The organism is Marinibacterium sp. SX1 (genome assembly GCF_050389775.1).
In the GTDB taxonomy this organism is placed as follows: Bacteria; Pseudomonadota; Alphaproteobacteria; order Rhodobacterales; family Rhodobacteraceae; genus Marinibacterium.
Window position 1 is genome coordinate 1,927,078 of sequence record NZ_CP177144.1, and the last position, 16,072, is coordinate 1,943,149.

Sequence of the window (16,072 nt, forward strand, 5' to 3'; positions counted from 1 at the left end):
TCCCCCGCGAGCCATGGCCCCCCGCAAGCTGAAGCACTCCGCGACCGGGGCCCCTGTGCGATCCGTGGCCCCCGATCCGGCGCGCCGCGCTTGCCGTGTGGCGCGTCCTGGGCTTTGATCGACCCGACAAGCGGCGGGCACGCGGCCCACATGGGGACGACGCGTGGCCGCTACGGGGCCGGGACAGCACCGGCCCGGCCCGGGGCCAGAGGGGGGGGAGACCAGATGACCGAGATCACCGAGGATTGGGCCGCGGCCTTTACCCTGCCCGAGCCGGGCAACATGATGGAAAACCACGCCAACCGCGAACAGGTCTTCATCCGTCAGGGCACGCGCATGGCCGCGACAATCCGCACCTGCATCGAGACATATACCGGCCGGCCGATCACCGATCAGCGCATCCTGGATTTCGGCTGTGGCGTCGGCCGGGTGGCCATGCCGCTCTACCATTACTTCCGCAAGCCCGATGTCTGCGTCGATGTCGATGCCGCGGCCATCCGCTACCTGCGCCCCCAGATCCCCGATGCAGCCTGCCGGGTCACCCGGTTCGACCCGCCGCTGCCGTTCCGCGACCGGGCCTTTGACGCGGTCTTCTCGGTGTCGATCTGGACTCATCTGAATGCCGACAGCGCCGAGGCTTGGCTGGCCGAGATCCGGCGCATCCTGAAACCGGGCGGATATGCCTTCCTGACCACGTCCAGCTACACGATGCTGCAGATCCGCCGGTCCAACATGGTCACCGCCGCGCTCGGCTGGGCCGAGGTCAGCGACGAGATGCTGCGCGAGACGGGCTTTGTCTTCATCGAGACGCCCTCCACCCGGGGCACCGGCACCTATGGGCTGGCCTCGCATGATCCGGCCTATATCCGCCGCGAATGGTCCCGCCACATGGAAGTCGTCGACATCCTGCCCGGCGCGATCCTGGGCGGGCAGGACATGAACGTGCTGCGCAAGGGCGACTAGGGTTCGGCAGGAGCAGGCGCCGGCGGGTCAGGGGTTCGGGGCGGCGGGGGACCGGTGCAGCCAAGGGGCGGCGCGACTGGGGACCGGTGCAGCCAGGGGGCGGCGCGACTTGGGTTCGGCGCTGCTAGGAACCGGCGTGACTGGGGGCTGATGCTGCGGAGGACCGGTGCGACTTTGGTCCGGGACAACTCGCGGCCGGGACGACTGGGGACCGGCGCGATTGGCGGAAGGGCGTGGCGTCGGGGCCGCCCCCGGGGGCGGCCTGCGAAGGGCCTGCCCGCGATCCGGGCGGATGTCCTGTAACATATCCCCGCCGATCCATCACGCCGGCTGAGCCTGTCTCACCAACGCGCGAGGCGGGCTTCGCAGCGGCGCCGACATGTCACAGATTGCCCGCAGGCCGGGCGCTTGCCCGGCTCCGTGAGCACACCTGGAGGATCTTCCCATGTTCCGCACCACCCCTCGCAAGCTGCTGTCGGCGGCGGCCGTCGCCGCAGCCTTCGCCCTGCCGGCGCTGCCCGCCCTGGCCGGTGAGCAATTCGTCGACACCACGGGCTTTGCCGTGTCGGGCTACGATGTCGTGGCCTATTTCGACCTCGAACAATCGCCCGTCGGCACGGCCCAGCCCGCCCCGGTCCCGGGCAAGGCCGCGATCACGGCCGACTACAACGGCGCGACCTTTGCCTTCTCGACGGAGGAAAACCGCGACAAGTTCCTGGCCGACCCCGCGCATTACGCCCCGCAATACGACGGCCATTGCGCCTATGGCGTGTCCAAGGGCGGCAAGGTGCCGGGCAACCCATTCCTGTGGCGGATCGTCGACGACAAGCTCTACCTCAACATCACGCCCGTCGTCGTGGGGTTCTGGGAAGAAGACATCCCCGGCAATCTCGACCTGGCCGCGGACAATTGGGTGTCGATCGAGCCGCAGGCCGCCTCGACCAACCCGATCCCGAAATTCACCTCGCAGGCCCCGCTGAACTGAGCCCGGCCCTGGGGATCGACATGATGCCGCCCGGCCCCCGCGCAGGGGCCGGGCACCAGAACGCCCGGCAGGGGATCTGCCGGGCGTTTGGTTTTTCGTCGCGTCTTGTTGTGCCTGGTGCCCTGCGCGGGCCGGGCTCAGCGGCGGCGGTCGCGCCGGGCGCTCATCGGCTGGAAGGCCACACCGACATGGGCCTCGCAATAGGGCTTGCCGGCCTGGGCGGGCAGGCCGCAGAACCAGAAATCATCGGTGGCCGGGTCGCCCACGGGCCATTTGCAGGTCCGCTCGGTCAGCTCCATCAGGGTGAGCTTCTTGGATTTCTTCTCGACCTCGGACACCTTGGCCAGGGCCTCGGGGCTGATCTCGTTGGCCGAGGGCTGCGGGGGCAGCGGCTGGCCGGCGGGAATGATCTGCTTGCGCGCAGGGATGCGGGTCTCGGTCTCTTCGGCCGGCGCGGCGGCGGTTTCCGGCTCGGCCGCCGGCTCGCTGCGCGGGGCCGGCTTGGCCTTGGCCTCGGGCCGGGGCGCGGCCTTGGGCTTGGCCTCGGCCTTGGGGGCCGGGCTGGCCGCCGGTGCGGGTCCTGCCCCCGAGGTGCGGTTCGACAGGCCCAGCCGGTGCACCTTGCCGATCACGGCATTGCGCGTCACACCGCCAAGCTCCTTGGCGATCTGGCTGGCCGACTGGCCTTCGCTCCACATCTTCTTCAGCAGTTCAACCCGTTCGTCAGTCCACGACATTCGCGACCCTTCCCAAAAAAAGCGGGCCGCACCCGGCGGCCGCACTCGACATCTCCAGCAGACCCCTATTTTAGTCGGCGCCGGCGGAGTTACAAGGCGCTGCCACAGAAGACGACGTCGGGACCATGGCCGCGTGGCGGCCAGGACGACAGAAGACAGGAGCGGGATCGGATGAACGAAGCAGAACTTGGGGTCCGGCGCTTCGGGCGGATCAACTGGCTGGGGCTGGAAACGCTGATCGAACGCGAGATCCGGCGGTTCAGCGCGGTCTGGACGCAGACCCTGCTGGCGCCGTTGGTGACGGCCGGGCTGTTCCTGATGATCTTCACCCTGGCCATCGGGCCGCGGCGGGGCGATGTCATGGGCGTGCCCTTCGCGGCCTTCCTGGCGCCGGGCATCCTGACGATGACGGTGATCCAGAACGCCTTTGCCAATTCCTCGTCGTCGATCATGGTGGCCAAGGTCCAGGGCAATATCGTCGACACGCTGATGCCGCCGCTGTCGGGGACCGAGATGACCATCGGCTACCTGGCCGGGGCCGTGGCCCGCGGGCTGACCGTGGCCGTGGCCATCGCCCTGGCGATCTGGCTGGTGCTGGGCCATGCCCCGGCGCATCCGCTGGTGGCGCTGGGGTTTGTCGTGCTGGGCTCGGTCATGATGGGCGGGCTGGGCATCATCGCCGCGCTTTATGCCCAGAAGTTCGACCAGATGGCGGCGATCACCAATTTCATCATCACGCCGCTGTCGTTCCTGTCGGGCACGTTCTATTCGGTCGAGACCCTGCCGCCGGTGCTGGCGGTGATCACCCACCTGAACCCGGTGTTCTACCTGATCGACGGCGCGCGCTATGGCATGATCGGCGTGTCCGACAGCTCGCCCTGGCTGGGGGCGGCGGTCTGCCTGGTGACGTCGGCGGCCATCGTGGCGGCGGCGCGCTGGATGCTGCGGACAGGGTACCGGCTGAAGCCCTGAGGCCGGGGCCGGGCAGGTGGCGACGGGCCCGCAGGCCGATCCCGGCGTATAGGTGGCTTGGCCGCCGGCGCGATGCCGACAGTGGCGGCCGTGGCCACCAAGAGCAGCGCGGCGGCAAGGTGCCGTTTGCGGTGGATCGCAAGCCTGCCCGGCCATTGCGGCGAAGTGGTTGGTGCGGCAAGAGGGGGCGCTGCCCCCGTCCTCCTTTGGAGGACTCCCCCGGGAATACTTGAAAAGAGAAAGAAGCAGGATAGCCGGCGACCGCCCCGAGCTGGTCAGGACCTGTGCCCGTCTCGGGCCGGGCGGTCGGCCGGGGCGGGGCGCGGCATTGCTGCTTCTTTCTCTTTCCAAATATCCGGCATGACGGGGCCACATGCGATCTGCAAGGCAAGGGCACCTGCGCAATCAGGGGCTTCCCAAGTGGGGCAATTGGCTGTAAGCGCAAGTCATGATCCGCATTGCTGCATATCGCACTCTCCGACGCCGACGCGCCTGAAACGCGCGCCGCGATCTGCCGATCGTACCCCATTCGGGCCCTTTCCCGGCCCGACCCATTCCCGAAATCGTTGACGCATGGTCCCTGCTGAGGCACTGACAGGGCCTGACCCATGAGAAGGATGATCCGATGATCCCCTCCGTTCTGCCGACCTATTCCCGCGCGCCGCTCGCCTTTGTTAAGGGCGAAGGCACCTGGCTGATCGAAGCGGATGGCCGACGTTTCCTCGACCTGGGCGCCGGGATCGCGGTGAACGCCCTGGGCCATGCCAACCCCGATCTGGTCGCCGCCCTGACCGACCAGGCCCAGGCGCTGTGGCACGTGTCGAACCTCTATCGCATCCCCCAGCAGCAGGCCCTGGCCGACAGGCTGGTCGAGGCAACCTTTGCCGACACGGTGTTCTTCACCAATTCGGGCACCGAATCCTGCGAACTGGCCGTCAAGATGGCCCGCAAGTACTGGTTTGACCTGGGCCAGCCCGAAAAGACCGACATCATCGCCTTCACCGGCTCGTTCCACGGCCGGTCCTCGGCCGGCATCGCCGCCGCCGGGTCCGAGAAGATGGTCAAGGGCTTCGGCCCGCTGCTGCCGGGCTTCGTGCACTTGCCCTGGGGCGACCGCGCGGCGCTGGAAGCTGCGATCACCGACACCACCGGGGCGATCCTGATCGAACCGATCCAGGGCGAAGGCGGCATCGTGCCCATGGCCGACGACGATCTCAAGGCCCTGCGCGCGCTCTGCGACGCCCGCGACATCCTGCTGATCCTCGACGAGGTGCAATGCGGCATGGGCCGGACGGGCAAGCTCTTCGCCCATGAATGGGCCGGCATCACGCCCGACATCATGATGGTCGCCAAGGGCATCGGCGGGGGCTTTCCGCTGGGCGCCGTGCTGGCCACCGAACGGGCAGCCTCGGGCATGACCGCCGGCACCCATGGATCGACCTATGGCGGCAACCCGCTGGGCTGTGCCGTGGGCTGCAAGGTCATGGACATCATCTCCGATCCAGCCTTCCTGGCCGAGGTCAACCGCAAGGCCGGCCTGCTGCGCCAGAAGCTCGAAGGCCTGGTCGCCGCCCATCCGGAGGTCTTCGAAGCCGTGCGCGGGTCGGGGCTGATGCTGGGCATCCGCTGCAAGGCGGCCAATGTCGATGTCGTCAAGGCCGGCTACGACCAGCTGGTTCTGACCGTGCCCGCCGCCGACAACGTCGTCCGCCTGCTGCCGCCGCTGACCATCTCGGACGACGAGATCGACGCCGCCGTGACGCGCCTCGACGCCGCCGCGACCGCGCTGGTCCGGGAAACCGCCTGATCCTTCTTCTTGGCTGAAATACCCTCGGGGGTTTGGGGGCAGCGCCCCCAATGCCCGACAAGAACACGAGATATCCGACATGAATCACTTCCTCGACATCCACAAGACCGACCCGACCGAACTTCGGGGCATGATCGACCAGGCCGCGGCAATGAAGACCGCCCGCGCCGGCCAGCTGCATGCCGCACCCGATGCCGAGCAGCCGCTCAAGAACCACATGATCGCCCTGATCTTCGAAAAGCCCTCGACCCGCACCCGGGTCAGCTTTGACGTCGGCGCGCGCCAGATGGGCGCCCAGACCATGGTGCTCTCGGGCGCCGACATGCAGCTGGGCCATGGCGAGACCATCGCCGACACCGCCCGGGTGCTCAGCCGCTACGTCGACCTGATCATGATCCGGACCTTCGACGAGACCGTGCTGACCGAAATGGCCGAATTCTCGGACGTGCCGGTGATCAACGGCCTGACCGACCGCACCCATCCCTGCCAGATCATGGCCGATGTCCTGACCTACGAGGAACATCGCGGGCCGATCGCCGGCAAGAAGGTCGTCTGGTGCGGCGACGGCAACAATGTCTGTTCGTCCTTCCTGCATGCCGCCGGCCAGTTCGGTTTCGATCTGACCTTTGCCGGCCCGCAGGTCCTGGACCCCGAGCCGGAATTCGTCGAATTCGCCCGGAGCAAGGGCTCGACCATCGAGATCACCCGCGATGCCGAGGCCGCCGTGGCCGGGGCCGACCTGATCGTGGCCGATACCTGGGTGTCGATGCATGACGCCCAGTCGGCCCGCGAACGGCGCCACAACCTGCTGCGGCCCTACCAGGTCAATGCCGCGCTGATGGCCCGGGCCCGGGAGGATGCGCTGTTCATGCATTGCCTGCCGGCCCATCGCGGCGAGGAAGTCACTTCGGAGGTCATGGACGGCCCGCAATCGGTGATCTTTGACGAGGCCGAGAACCGCCTGCATGCCCAGAAGGCCGTCATGCGCTGGTGCCTGGGCGTCTGATCAAGGATCGGCGGGGGCTGCGGGGAGGCTTGTCCCGTGCGTTCCGGCGCGGGACTTTTGGGCCGGGTGTCTTGACCCGAACTGTCCGGCCCGAGATTTTTCCGGAGAAAAATCTTGTGCCCCCGGGCTGGCCGTTGTGCCGCCCCGGGGCGCGCGCCTCCGCGGGGTCAACGCCGGCGAGGCTTGGCCCGCAAGGTCGGGTCGGCCTGGGTCGGGTCTTCGGGCCAGGGATGCTTGGGATATTGCGCACGCATGTCCTTGCGCACGTCGGCATAGGATCCGGCCCAGAACCCCGGCAGGTCCCGCGTCACCTGCACCGGTCGCCCGGCCGGTGACAGCAGGCTGATCTTGATCGGCGCCCCGCCGGCCACCGGATGCGTCGTCACCCCGAAAAGCTCCTGCAGGCGCAGGGCGATCTCGGGCCCCTCGTCGACGTAATCGATGGCCACCTTGCGCCCCAGCGGCGTGACAAAGGCCCCCGGCGCCAGCCGGTCGACCAGCTGGCGCTGATCCCAGCTCAGCCCGGCCTCGAGCGCGGGCAGCGGATCGAACCGCTTCCAGTCCTCGGCTGTCCGCACCCCGGTCAGCATCGGCAGCAACCACGTCTCCAGCCGCGCCATCAGCCCGTCGACCGAGTAATCCGGCACATCCGCCCCGCCGGCCCGCACCAGCTCGACCCGCCGGGCCAGCCGGCCGGCGCCCTTCTCCAGCCGCAGACCCAGGTCGCGCACGCCGTCCAGCATCGCCCGGGCCACGGCCTCGTCGGGCACATCCGTCCAGGCCTCGTCCTTCAGCGCCACCGCGCCCAGCATCTCTTGCCGCCGGGCCAGGACCCGCCGTTCGCGCCGCGACCAGGTACAGCTTTCGACCGCTTGCAACTGATCGGCAAAGGTCTCGCGGATCTGGCCAGCCGAGATCGGCGCGGCCAGCCGGGCCCGGGCCTCGCGCGGGTTGCCGTCGCTGTCCAGCAGCACCAGCCAGGGCGTACCGGCCAGCGGATCGCCCTCGTCCAGCACCGCGCCCTTGCCCCCCGACAGCACGTAGCGCGGCGCCTCGCCCCGGCGGCGCTGGCCGATCCGGTCGGGATAGGCCAGCGCGGCCTGTTCCTCGGGCGGCAGCCCGGCCTCGGGGCCGGCCCGTTTGGCCAATCGCCGGGCCTCGGCCCGGATGCGGTCGATGGCCGGCCGGTTCAGCTGGTAGGTCCGTTCGCGCCCGAACCGGGCCGGATCGCGCAGGGCCTCCAGCCGCAGGGCCAGGTCGACCGGCGCGCCGCGCAACGGGTCGCGCTCTTCGAGCAGGGCCGCCAACGGCGCGGCCGACGGCCCGGCGCGCATCAGCATATGGGCCAGCCGGGGGTGCAACGGCAGCCGGGCCAGCGCCCGGCCATGGGCCGTGATCCGCCCCTTGTCATCCAGCGCGCCCAGCATGGCCAGCAGGGCGCGGGCCTCGGCATAGGCGCCTTCGGGCGGCGGGGTCAGAAAGGCCAGGTCTTCGGGCCCGGTGCCCCAGACCGCGCAATCCAGCGCCAGCCCGGCCAGGTCGGCCGCCGCGATCTCGGGCGGGGGGAAGGCCGCCAGGCTGCCATGTTCGCCCCGGGTCCACAGCCGATAGCACACCCCTTCGGCCACCCGGCCCGCCCGGCCGGCCCGCTGCACGGCCTCGGCCCGGGTCACCCGTTCGGTGACCAGCCGGGCCATGCCCGCGCCGGGATCGAACCGCGACCGCCGGGCCTGGCCGCCATCGACGACCACCCGCACGTCGGGAATGGTCAGCGAGGTTTCGGCGATCGACGTGGCCAGCACGATCTTGCGCCCCGAGGTCAGCGGGGCCAGCGCGGCCTGCTGATCGGCAAACGGCAGGGCGCCATAGAGCGGGCGGACCTGGCAATCGCCGGGCAGGCGCCCGGCCAGCGCCGCGGCACATTGGCGGATCTCGCCTTCGCCCGGCAGGAAGGCCAGGATCGTCCCGCCGGTCGCCCGGGTCTCGCTCTCGGCCCGGCGGATCAGGTCGGCCAGGGCCTGGGGCCGCCGGCTGCGCGGGGGCAGGGCGGCATCGAGCCAATGCTCGGTTACCGGAAAGCTGCGCCCCTGCGAGGTGACCACCGGCGCGCCCATCAGCGCGGCCACCGGCTCGGCATCCAGCGTGGCCGACATGACCAGCAGCTGCAGGTCGTCGCGCAGGGTTTCGGTGACTTCGAGGCAGAGCGCCAGGCCCAGGTCGGCCTGCAGCGAACGTTCGTGGAACTCGTCGAAGATCACGATGCCCACGCCGGGCAGCTCGGGGTCGTTCTGCAGCATCCGGGTCAGGATGCCTTCGGTCACCACCTCGATCCGCGTGGTCCCGGAGACCTTGGTCGTGCCCCGGATCCGATAGCCCACGGTCTGGCCCGGGCGTTCGCCCAGCTGGTCGGCCATGCGCTCGGCCGCGGCCCGGGCGGCCAGCCGGCGGGGTTCGAGCATCAGGATGCGGCCGGTGATGCCGGCGTCCAACAGGGCCAGGGGCACCCGCGTGGTCTTGCCCGCCCCGGGCGGCGCCTGAAGCACGGCCCGGCCGGCCCGCGACAGGGCCGCAAGCAGGTCGGGCAGGGCGTCTTCTATGGGCAGGGTGGCGGCCATCGCCGCCTTATCGGCAATCACGCGGACAAGGTCCAGCGCCGCCGCATCTGTGGGCGACCAGCTGGCCCGGCACGACCGGGACTGTGCACCGTGTCGTGGCTCGGCGCTGCTGCGCCTGTCTGTCACCGCCGCCCCGTGCCGCCGCGCTGGGGTGCCCCTAGTTGGCCCGGCGCTGCCGTGTGTGTGCACCGTTTGCTGGCTCGGCGCTGCTGGATCCGTCAATCGCCGCCCGGCCTCGTGCTGCCGTGCCTGGGGGCCACCTTCCGGCCCTGAGCGGTCAGTCCGAACGCCGGTGCCGGACCGGGCACCGTGCTGGTCGCGCTCTCGATCGCCGATCTTGTTGCATTCCCGGTTGCCGTCTTTCTTGTCGGCCCCGTCTTTGTTGTGGCCCGGGTTATCCGGCCGCCCCGCCTAAGCTGCCAGCAGGGCGGCCTTTCGCGTCGCCACCCATGCCGCCACCCGCGACCCCGATCACTGGCGCGTCAGCGTCGCCGGCCCGTAATCCGTCATCAGCCGAACCTGCTGGGCCTGCATCACCGCCCCGGCCCGGGCATAGGTCACCTCCAGCGCCAGCACCTGGCGCTGGCCCTTTCGGGCATCCGATGGATAGCCCGCGATCCGCCGGAACTGGCCGCCGCAAACGATCTGGTCGGCGGTTTCCGTCACCCGGGTCAGCTCGACCACCGTGCGCCGCTCGCCGTCAAAGACAAACTGGCGCAGGGGCGGGCAGACCTCTTCGGGCGGCTGGTCGCGCAGCACCATGAAGATTGCCGTCAGCGGGTCGACCGTGTCGGCCTGGCCCTCGACGGCCAGCGCATCGTCGCCGCGTTCCTCGGCCTTGAACCCTTCGGGCCGGGGCACGCCGCCGCTGTAGGCCAGCGCGCCGATCTTGCTGTCGCCGCCTTCGGTCACCGTCTCGTCGTAGCGTGCGGGCCGGAAGCGGTTGCCGGCCTGGCTGCCCCGGGCCTTGCCCAGGTAGTGCACGTCGCTCAGCGCGCTGACGATGCCCCGGGTCGACAATTCGCCGGTCACGTCATAGCGCCCGCCCCCCGTCCGCCCATCCAGCGCGATCGCCGCCAGGGTGGCCACCGACAGGCGCACGACAAAGCTGGCATCGGTCGTCACCTGCTGGGCGGCGGCCGGACGGGCCGTGGCCAGGGTCAGCACGGCCAGCAGGCCGATCAGGGCCCTGGGGGCCGGTGCACATCGCATCATCATCACTCTCCGCTCACCGCATCGGCCGTTCCGGCCGGGCCTGCGCCCTAAGGCGGGCTGGACAAGCCGGCGCCGGGCAAGGCAAGACATGACCCAACCATATGGAGCGCACATGGATCTTGCACAGCTGTCCGACAGGATTTTGTCCGGAGATCGGCGGGCTCTTGCCCGGGCCATCACCCTGGTCGAAAGCAGCCGCGAGGATCACCGGACCCAGGCCCGCGACCTGCTGGAGCGGCTGCGCCTGTCGGGCCGCGAGGCCGTGCGCATCGGCCTGTCGGGCACGCCTGGGGTGGGCAAGTCGACCTTTACGGAAAGCTTCGGCATGATGCTGGTCGGGCAGGGACTGCGCGTGGCCGTGCTGGCCGTCGACCCCAGCTCGGCCCGGTCGGGCGGTTCGATCCTGGGGGACAAGACCCGGATGGACCGGCTCAGCCGCGTGCCCCAGGCCTTTATCCGGCCCAGCCCCAGCCAGAGCCAGCTGGGCGGCGTGGCCCGCCGCTCGCGCGAGGCCGTGGCCCTGTGCGAGGCCGCGGGGTTCGACGTGGTCATCATCGAAACGGTCGGCGTCGGCCAGTCGGAAACCGTGGTGGCCGAGATGGCCGATCTCTTCGTCCTGCTGCTGGCCCCGGCCGGTGGTGACGAGTTGCAGGGCGTCAAGCGCGGGATCATGGAAATTGCCGACCTGATCCTGGTGAACAAGGCCGATGGCGATCTCAAGCCCGTGGCCACGCGCACCTGTGCCGATTATTCCGGCGCCCTGCGCCTGTTGCGCCGGCGGCCGCAGGATCCCGATGATTTCCCCAAGGCCATGATGGTCTCGGCCATGGCCGAAACCGGGCTGGCCGAGGCCTGGGACGAGATGCAGGCCCTGGTCGGCTGGCGCCGTTCGGCCGGGTTCTGGACCAGCCGCCGGGCCGAGCAGGCGCGGTACTGGTTCGACCAGGAGGTGCGCCATGCCCTGCTGGCCCAGCTGGAAACCGCCGGCGCCCGGGCCGAGCTGGACCGCCTGGGCCGCGAGGTGGCCGAGGGCCGGCTGACCCCCGGTGTGGCGGCCGGGCAGATGCTGGCCGGGCTGGACGCCACGCGCCGGGCTGGGTAGGGCGGGGCTGGCCCCGCCGTTGGCCTGACATGGTCGCGCGGAATCGGGTCCCCATCGCGGCCCCGGAATTTTCGAAAATTCCGGCCAAAATTCTTCAAAGAATTTTGTCGCGCCCGACCCCGCCGCCGGGCGGAGGTGAAGAAACCTTGGGGAAATCGGCGGCCGGGCCGGGTCGGGCCTTGACTGCCAAGGCGATTCCCCATATGGACGCTGAACCGAATTCCGGGCGCTGCCATTGGCCGCGCCCCTTCTATTTGGCGCCGGGCGAGAGAGCCGCGCCGCAAGACAGAGGATACGCTTATGTCGCGCCGTTGCGAACTGACCGGAAAAGGCCCGATGACTGGCAACAATGTCAGCCATGCAAACAACAAGACCAAGCGCCGGTTTCTGCCGAACCTGAATGATGTGACCCTGCAGTCGGAAACCCTGGGCCGTGGCGTCAAGCTGCGGATTTCGGCTTCGGCCCTGCGCAGCGTCGATCACCGGGGCGGGCTGGATGCCTTCCTGGCCAAGGCCAAGGACGAGGAACTCTCGGCCGCTGCCCTGAAGGTCAAGAAAGAAATCGCGAAAGCCAAGGCAGCCACCGCCGCCTGATCGGGCTTCCGAGGGACAGATGAGACCCCTCGCGCCGTCATGGCGCGGGGGGTTTTTCCGTTTCCGCACTGTGTGCCGGCGCGGTTGGCACATCCGGCCCTGTCCGGGACCGGCAGGTGTTTCCGTCCGGCGCACGCCCGCCTGGCCATGCCTGCCTGCCCATGCCTGCACACCCGCCATGCCCTGCGCCAATCGGGCGCTGGCCCGTGGCCATCCGCCCCCTTGCCGCCCCGGCGGGGCTGGGGCAGTGTCCGGCCCGATGATGCGTGCGCTGCCCTTCCTCCAGTCCCTTGGCCTGGCCCTGCTGCTGGTCGTGACCGGCCAGGCCCTGGCCGTGGCCCGTGGCGCGCCGCTGCCCGCCGGCCAGGTCGAGCTTTGCACCGGGTCCGGCCCGGTCATGGTCCTGCTCGACAGCCATGGCCAGCCCATCGACGCCCCGCATTACTGCCCCGAAGGTGTCCTGGCCCTGTTGCTGGCGGTGGCCCTGCCCATGCCCGACGCCCGGCTGGCGCCCGTGTCGCGCCGGCTGGATGCGCCCGTGCCCGCCCCGGGCCGGCCGCTTGGCCTGGCCCCGGCGCCCCGTGCCCGGGCGCCCCCTCTGGCGGCCTGATCCCCCAATGCCATTCCCGGCGCGGCCCGCGTGCCCGCCGGATACCGACCCGGACTTACGAAAGACTGCACATGTTCCCGAAATCCCTCACGGGCGCCGCCCTGGCCGCCTGCCTTCTCGCCGTTCCCGCCCTTGCCGGCGAAATCTCCGTCAGCGATGCCTATGCCCGTGCCTCCTCGCCGGTGGCCAAGTCGGGCGCGGCCTTCATGACCCTGCGCAATGCCGGCGACACCGACGACCGCCTGGTCGGCGTCAGCAGCGAGGCCGCGGCCAAGGTCGAACTGCACACCCACAAGGACGATGGCAACGGCGTGATGCAGATGCTGCATGTCGAGGAGGGCTTTGTCGTGCCCGCCGGTGGGATGCACATGCTGGAACGCGGGGGCGATCACGTCATGCTGATGGGCCTGACCGGCCCGATGACCCAGGGCGATACCGTCACCCTGACCCTGACCTTCGAGCATGCCGGCGACATGGTCGTCGACGTGCCCGTCGATCTCGAACGCCAGCCGGCCGCCCATTCGCACTGACCCCATGGTCGCGTCCCCCTGCGGGGGCGCGGCCCTTGCCGCCTCAGGTGACCGGGCGTTCCGGGTCGGCCTGGGCCGCCTGTCCGCCCGCCGCTCCGGCCAGCATGTCATCGACCCAGGCCGGCACGACCTGGCTGGCCAGCCCGGTGCTCACCTCGTCGAAATCATGGGCAATGTCGGAAGGATCGAGGTTCAGCTCGATCGTATGGGCCCCGGCCTCGCGGGCCTGCTGCACGAAGGCCGCGGCCGGATAGACCTGGCCCGACGTGCCGACCGAGGCGAAGATGTCGGCGCTGTCCAGCAGGCCGGCGATCTCGGCCATGTGATAGGGTATCTCGCCGAACCACACCACGTCGGGCCGCGTCCGGGCCGCGCCACAGGACGGGCAGGCCAGGGTGACCGACATGTCCGGCGGGGCCGGCCAGCGATGGTCGCAGCCCTGGCACAGCGCCCCGGCCAGTTCGCCATGCATGTGCAGAACCCCGTCCGACCCGGCCTTTTCATGCAGCCCGTCGACATTCTGGGTCACGATGGTCACCGGCCCGGGCCATTCCGCCTGCAGCCGGGTCAGCGCCCGGTGGGCGGCGTTCGGCTGGGCTTCGGCGGCCCGGATACGGCGGATGTTGTAGAAATCGTGCACCAGGCCCGGGTTGCGGGCAAAGCCGCCGGGCGTGGCCACGTCTTCTATGCTGTATTGCGTCCAGAGGCCGTCCGCATCGCGAAAGGTCCCCATACCGCTTTCGGCCGAAATACCGGCCCCTGTCAGAATCACAATATTCCCCATGGCTCTTTCATGCCATAGTTTGGCCACAAGGAAACAAATGATGCGCATCCTCTTCGTCTGCCTCGGCAATATCTGCCGGTCGCCCGCCGCCGAGGCAGTGGCCCGCACGCGCCTGGGCGACATGCCCGTGGCCTGCCTGGTCGACAGCGCCGGCACCTCGGGCTGGCACGAGGGCGAGCCGCCCTATCCGCCCATGGTCCGCGCGGCCGGGGCCCGGGGCGTGGCCATGACGGGGCTTTATGCGCGCAAGGCCATTGCCGACGATTTCGAGCAGTTCGACCTGATCCTGGCCATGGATGGCGACAACCTCGCTGCGCTCGAAGATCTGCGCCCGGCGGGCAATGACACGCCGCTGCGGCTTTTGACCGATTTCATCGACGGCGCCGTCTCGGCCGTGCCCGACCCGTATTACACCCGCGATTTCAACGGCGCGCTCGACCTGATCGAAAGCGGGGTCGACGGGTTGGCCCGGTGGCTGGCCGCGCGCTGAGAGAGGCGCTTTGGAAAGGCGGCTCAGGCCTCGATGACGCGCAGGTCGCCGGCCAGCCAGGGCAGGCGACCGACGGCCGGATCGATCATGTGACCCTGGACCAGCCGACGCATGGACTGGGCCACGTCCAGCGGCACGCTGGTGCTGAAATCCCGCCGGGCAAAGAGCGAGATCGTCCGGGCGGCGCCGGTGAAGGGCAGGGGGAAGCAGCTCATCTCGTCGTGGAACCGGGCCGCGCGCATGTAGCCCAGCGGAGTGGTCACGGCCCAGCCGATGCGCCGGGCGACCATGGCCATCATGGCCAGGTGGCTGCCGATCTCGAACCGGTCCTCGAAATCCAGCGACTGGCGGTCCAGCAGCGATTCCACCTGGCGGGCGATCAGCTGCTCGCGGGCATAACGCAGCAGGGGAAGGGCGGCGAGATCGTCCAGCAGGGTCTCGGGCGCGCCGACCATGTCGCGCGGGGCGACAACGACAAAGGGATCGCGCACCAGGGGGTATTCGGTGACCCCGTTCAGCATTTCTCCGGTGCTGGCGGCCACGGCGATGTGAAAGACGCCCTCGGTCATGGCCTGGCTGATCTCGCGGCTGGGCGCGGTGATCAGCTTGAACCGGCAGCGGGTCAGGCTGTCGGCCAGGATGGTCACCAGGCGCGGGGTCAGGTCATTGTCGAAATCGTCGATCAGGCCGATGTCGAGCGAGGGCAGGTCCGACAGGTCCATGACGCTCAGCTCGCTGCGGGCCATGCGCAATTCGCGCAGGGCGGCCTCGGTCCGGGCCAGGAAGCCCCGTCCGGCCCGGGTCAGGCGCATCGGCCGGCGGGCCCGTTCGACCAGCGTGGCGCCGACGGCCTTTTCCAGGTTGGTCAGCTGCTGGCTGACGGCCGGCTGGCTGAGGCCGGTGGCCTCGGCGGCGGCGGCGACCGAGCCATGAGCGGCCAGGGCTTCGAAGACTTCGAGCCCACGCAGGGTGACGCCCTTGAGCATGTTCGGGATCCGGGAGCTGGGTACGCGATCCTTCTCGGCCGACGGGCCTTCGGGGTCAAGCCCCGGCCCCTGCCCATGGGCAAGGGCGCGCCGTGTCCCGCCGAACTGCCCGCTGCCGACGGCGGATGCCCGCAAGCCGGGCGGGTGTCCTCATGTCATCGTGGCGCGGGCGGCGAATGCGGAGACGGGTATTTTTGCCAAGAAGAAGACAGGGCCGCGCGCCCTTGCCGTCGCGGATCGCCCGGGGGGCCTGGTGCTCTCCCCTGTCTTCTTCTTGGTCCAAGTACCCCACGCACCATCGGCCACGGGCACGACGCCGGGCGGCCGGGTGCCGGCGCGGTTCAGCTGCAGATATCCGCGGCCCGGGTGCTGTAGCTGCGGTAGCGTTTCCAGAAGGCTTCGTCCGAGGGGCGGTCGGATTGCCGGGTGTCCTGGGCCCGCTGCGGATCCTTGAAGAATTTCGCGGCCTTGCGCTGATCGCGCCGCGACAATTCGCCCTTGGCCACCCGGTCCAGGCAGGCGCACAGGCTGCTGGACGCGCCCTTGCGCCCCGAATCCATGCAGGCCCGGCTGATCGGGCCGGCCTCTGCCAGAAAGGGGAGGGAAATCAACACGACCGCCATACCGGCGGCCCATCTTGTCCTGGTCATCTGCCTGCTCTCGCCTCGTGCCGGTG

At 69.9% G+C, this 16,072-nt stretch carries 16 protein-coding genes; 10 read left to right on the top strand and 6 right to left on the bottom strand.

All coding sequences use genetic code 11. The annotated features are described in order from the left end of the window. Nucleotides 1–225 precede the first annotated feature (225 nt). Together ACK3BB_RS08530 and ACK3BB_RS08535 are read left to right on the top strand one after the other, a co-directional pair. Nucleotides 226–963, top strand: coding sequence for a class I SAM-dependent methyltransferase (locus tag ACK3BB_RS08530; RefSeq protein ID WP_428928299.1), 738 nt, complete (start codon nt 226–228; stop codon nt 961–963). 445 nt (nt 964–1,408) lie between these two features. Continuing rightward, nucleotides 1,409–1,948, top strand: coding sequence for a YHS domain-containing (seleno)protein (locus ACK3BB_RS08535; RefSeq protein ID WP_428928300.1), 540 nt, complete (start codon nt 1,409–1,411; stop codon nt 1,946–1,948). 137 nt (nt 1,949–2,085) lie between these two features. Here ACK3BB_RS08535 and ACK3BB_RS08540 read toward each other — a convergent pair whose 3' ends face one another. Further along, on the bottom strand, nt 2,086–2,685 hold the full coding sequence (locus ACK3BB_RS08540; RefSeq protein WP_428928301.1) for a GcrA family cell cycle regulator: 600 nt from the start codon (nt 2,683–2,685) through the stop codon (nt 2,086–2,088). Between the two features lie 171 nt (nt 2,686–2,856). Here ACK3BB_RS08540 and ACK3BB_RS08545 point away from each other — a divergent pair, with 171 nt between their 5' ends. The 3 genes from ACK3BB_RS08545 to argF all read left to right on the top strand — a co-directional run bounded on the left by ACK3BB_RS08545 (nt 2,857) and on the right by argF (nt 6,470). Next, nucleotides 2,857–3,657 carry an ABC transporter permease gene (locus tag ACK3BB_RS08545; protein WP_428928302.1) on the top strand — a complete coding sequence of 267 codons (801 nt, stop codon included), beginning with the start codon at nt 2,857–2,859 and terminating at the stop codon, nt 3,655–3,657. 625 nt (nt 3,658–4,282) lie between these two features. Continuing rightward, the gene (locus ACK3BB_RS08550; RefSeq protein ID WP_428928303.1) at nt 4,283–5,464 is read left to right on the top strand and encodes an aspartate aminotransferase family protein; all 1,182 of its coding nucleotides are present in this window, start codon (nt 4,283–4,285) and stop codon (nt 5,462–5,464) included. Between the two features lie 79 nt (nt 5,465–5,543). Continuing rightward, the gene (gene argF, locus ACK3BB_RS08555) at nt 5,544–6,470 is read left to right on the top strand and encodes an ornithine carbamoyltransferase (RefSeq protein WP_428928304.1); all 927 of its coding nucleotides are present in this window, start codon (nt 5,544–5,546) and stop codon (nt 6,468–6,470) included. A 167-nt stretch (nt 6,471–6,637) separates the two neighbouring features. On the opposite strand, the gene hrpB is transcribed toward argF, so the two are convergent. Beyond that, nucleotides 6,638–9,085: an ATP-dependent helicase HrpB gene (gene hrpB, locus ACK3BB_RS08560; protein WP_428928701.1), complete on the bottom strand. Its 2,448-nt coding sequence runs from the start codon at nt 9,083–9,085 to the stop codon at nt 6,638–6,640. A gap of 471 nt (nt 9,086–9,556) precedes the next feature. After that, nucleotides 9,557–10,300: a DUF3108 domain-containing protein gene (locus tag ACK3BB_RS08565; protein ID WP_428928305.1), complete on the bottom strand. Its 744-nt coding sequence runs from the start codon at nt 10,298–10,300 to the stop codon at nt 9,557–9,559. Nucleotides 10,301–10,412: 112 nt separating this feature from the next. Between ACK3BB_RS08565 and meaB the strand changes: the two genes are divergently transcribed. The 4 genes from meaB to ACK3BB_RS08585 all read left to right on the top strand — a co-directional run bounded on the left by meaB (nt 10,413) and on the right by ACK3BB_RS08585 (nt 13,136). After that, entirely contained in the window at nt 10,413–11,402 is a 990-nt protein-coding gene (gene meaB / locus ACK3BB_RS08570) for a methylmalonyl Co-A mutase-associated GTPase MeaB (protein WP_428928306.1), read from the top strand. Between the two features lie 300 nt (nt 11,403–11,702). Then, entirely contained in the window at nt 11,703–11,996 is a 294-nt protein-coding gene (gene rpmB, locus ACK3BB_RS08575) for a 50S ribosomal protein L28 (RefSeq protein WP_428928307.1), read from the top strand. A gap of 259 nt (nt 11,997–12,255) precedes the next feature. Continuing rightward, complete coding sequence (locus ACK3BB_RS08580; protein ID WP_428928308.1) at nt 12,256–12,606, top strand: hypothetical protein; 351 nt, start codon at nt 12,256–12,258, stop codon at nt 12,604–12,606. A 71-nt stretch (nt 12,607–12,677) separates the two neighbouring features. Further along, on the top strand, nt 12,678–13,136 hold the full coding sequence (locus ACK3BB_RS08585; RefSeq protein WP_428928309.1) for a copper chaperone PCu(A)C: 459 nt from the start codon (nt 12,678–12,680) through the stop codon (nt 13,134–13,136). Nucleotides 13,137–13,179: 43 nt separating this feature from the next. Here the strand turns inward: ACK3BB_RS08585 and ACK3BB_RS08590 are convergent, their stop codons facing one another. Then, nucleotides 13,180–13,920: an NAD-dependent deacylase gene (locus ACK3BB_RS08590; RefSeq protein ID WP_428928310.1), complete on the bottom strand. Its 741-nt coding sequence runs from the start codon at nt 13,918–13,920 to the stop codon at nt 13,180–13,182. A gap of 37 nt (nt 13,921–13,957) precedes the next feature. Between ACK3BB_RS08590 and ACK3BB_RS08595 the strand changes: the two genes are divergently transcribed. Then, entirely contained in the window at nt 13,958–14,410 is a 453-nt protein-coding gene (locus ACK3BB_RS08595; RefSeq protein WP_428928311.1) for a low molecular weight protein-tyrosine-phosphatase, read from the top strand. Between the two features lie 23 nt (nt 14,411–14,433). Here ACK3BB_RS08595 and ACK3BB_RS08600 read toward each other — a convergent pair whose 3' ends face one another. Continuing rightward, a complete protein-coding gene (locus tag ACK3BB_RS08600) occupies nt 14,434–15,396 on the bottom strand; it encodes a LysR family transcriptional regulator (protein ID WP_428928312.1) in 963 nt (320 codons plus the stop codon). Between the two features lie 341 nt (nt 15,397–15,737). Then, entirely contained in the window at nt 15,738–16,046 is a 309-nt protein-coding gene (locus ACK3BB_RS08605; RefSeq protein ID WP_428928313.1) for a hypothetical protein, read from the bottom strand. Nucleotides 16,047–16,072 lie beyond the last annotated feature (26 nt).

Coding starts and splice junctions, on each gene's coding strand:
- ACK3BB_RS08530 (WP_428928299.1), top strand. CDS start 226: ATGACCGAGATCACCGAGGATTGGGCCGCGGCCTTTACCCTGCCCGAG.
- ACK3BB_RS08535 (WP_428928300.1), top strand. CDS start 1,409: ATGTTCCGCACCACCCCTCGCAAGCTGCTGTCGGCGGCGGCCGTCGCC.
- ACK3BB_RS08540 (WP_428928301.1), bottom strand. CDS start 2,685: ATGTCGTGGACTGACGAACGGGTTGAACTGCTGAAGAAGATGTGGAGC.
- ACK3BB_RS08545 (WP_428928302.1), top strand. CDS start 2,857: ATGAACGAAGCAGAACTTGGGGTCCGGCGCTTCGGGCGGATCAACTGG.
- ACK3BB_RS08550 (WP_428928303.1), top strand. CDS start 4,283: ATGATCCCCTCCGTTCTGCCGACCTATTCCCGCGCGCCGCTCGCCTTT.
- argF (WP_428928304.1), top strand. CDS start 5,544: ATGAATCACTTCCTCGACATCCACAAGACCGACCCGACCGAACTTCGG.
- hrpB (WP_428928701.1), bottom strand. CDS start 9,085: ATGGCCGCCACCCTGCCCATAGAAGACGCCCTGCCCGACCTGCTTGCG.
- ACK3BB_RS08565 (WP_428928305.1), bottom strand. CDS start 10,300: ATGATGCGATGTGCACCGGCCCCCAGGGCCCTGATCGGCCTGCTGGCC.
- meaB (WP_428928306.1), top strand. CDS start 10,413: ATGGATCTTGCACAGCTGTCCGACAGGATTTTGTCCGGAGATCGGCGG.
- rpmB (WP_428928307.1), top strand. CDS start 11,703: ATGTCGCGCCGTTGCGAACTGACCGGAAAAGGCCCGATGACTGGCAAC.
- ACK3BB_RS08580 (WP_428928308.1), top strand. CDS start 12,256: ATGATGCGTGCGCTGCCCTTCCTCCAGTCCCTTGGCCTGGCCCTGCTG.
- ACK3BB_RS08585 (WP_428928309.1), top strand. CDS start 12,678: ATGTTCCCGAAATCCCTCACGGGCGCCGCCCTGGCCGCCTGCCTTCTC.
- ACK3BB_RS08590 (WP_428928310.1), bottom strand. CDS start 13,920: ATGGGGAATATTGTGATTCTGACAGGGGCCGGTATTTCGGCCGAAAGC.
- ACK3BB_RS08595 (WP_428928311.1), top strand. CDS start 13,958: ATGATGCGCATCCTCTTCGTCTGCCTCGGCAATATCTGCCGGTCGCCC.
- ACK3BB_RS08600 (WP_428928312.1), bottom strand. CDS start 15,396: ATGCTCAAGGGCGTCACCCTGCGTGGGCTCGAAGTCTTCGAAGCCCTG.
- ACK3BB_RS08605 (WP_428928313.1), bottom strand. CDS start 16,046: ATGACCAGGACAAGATGGGCCGCCGGTATGGCGGTCGTGTTGATTTCC.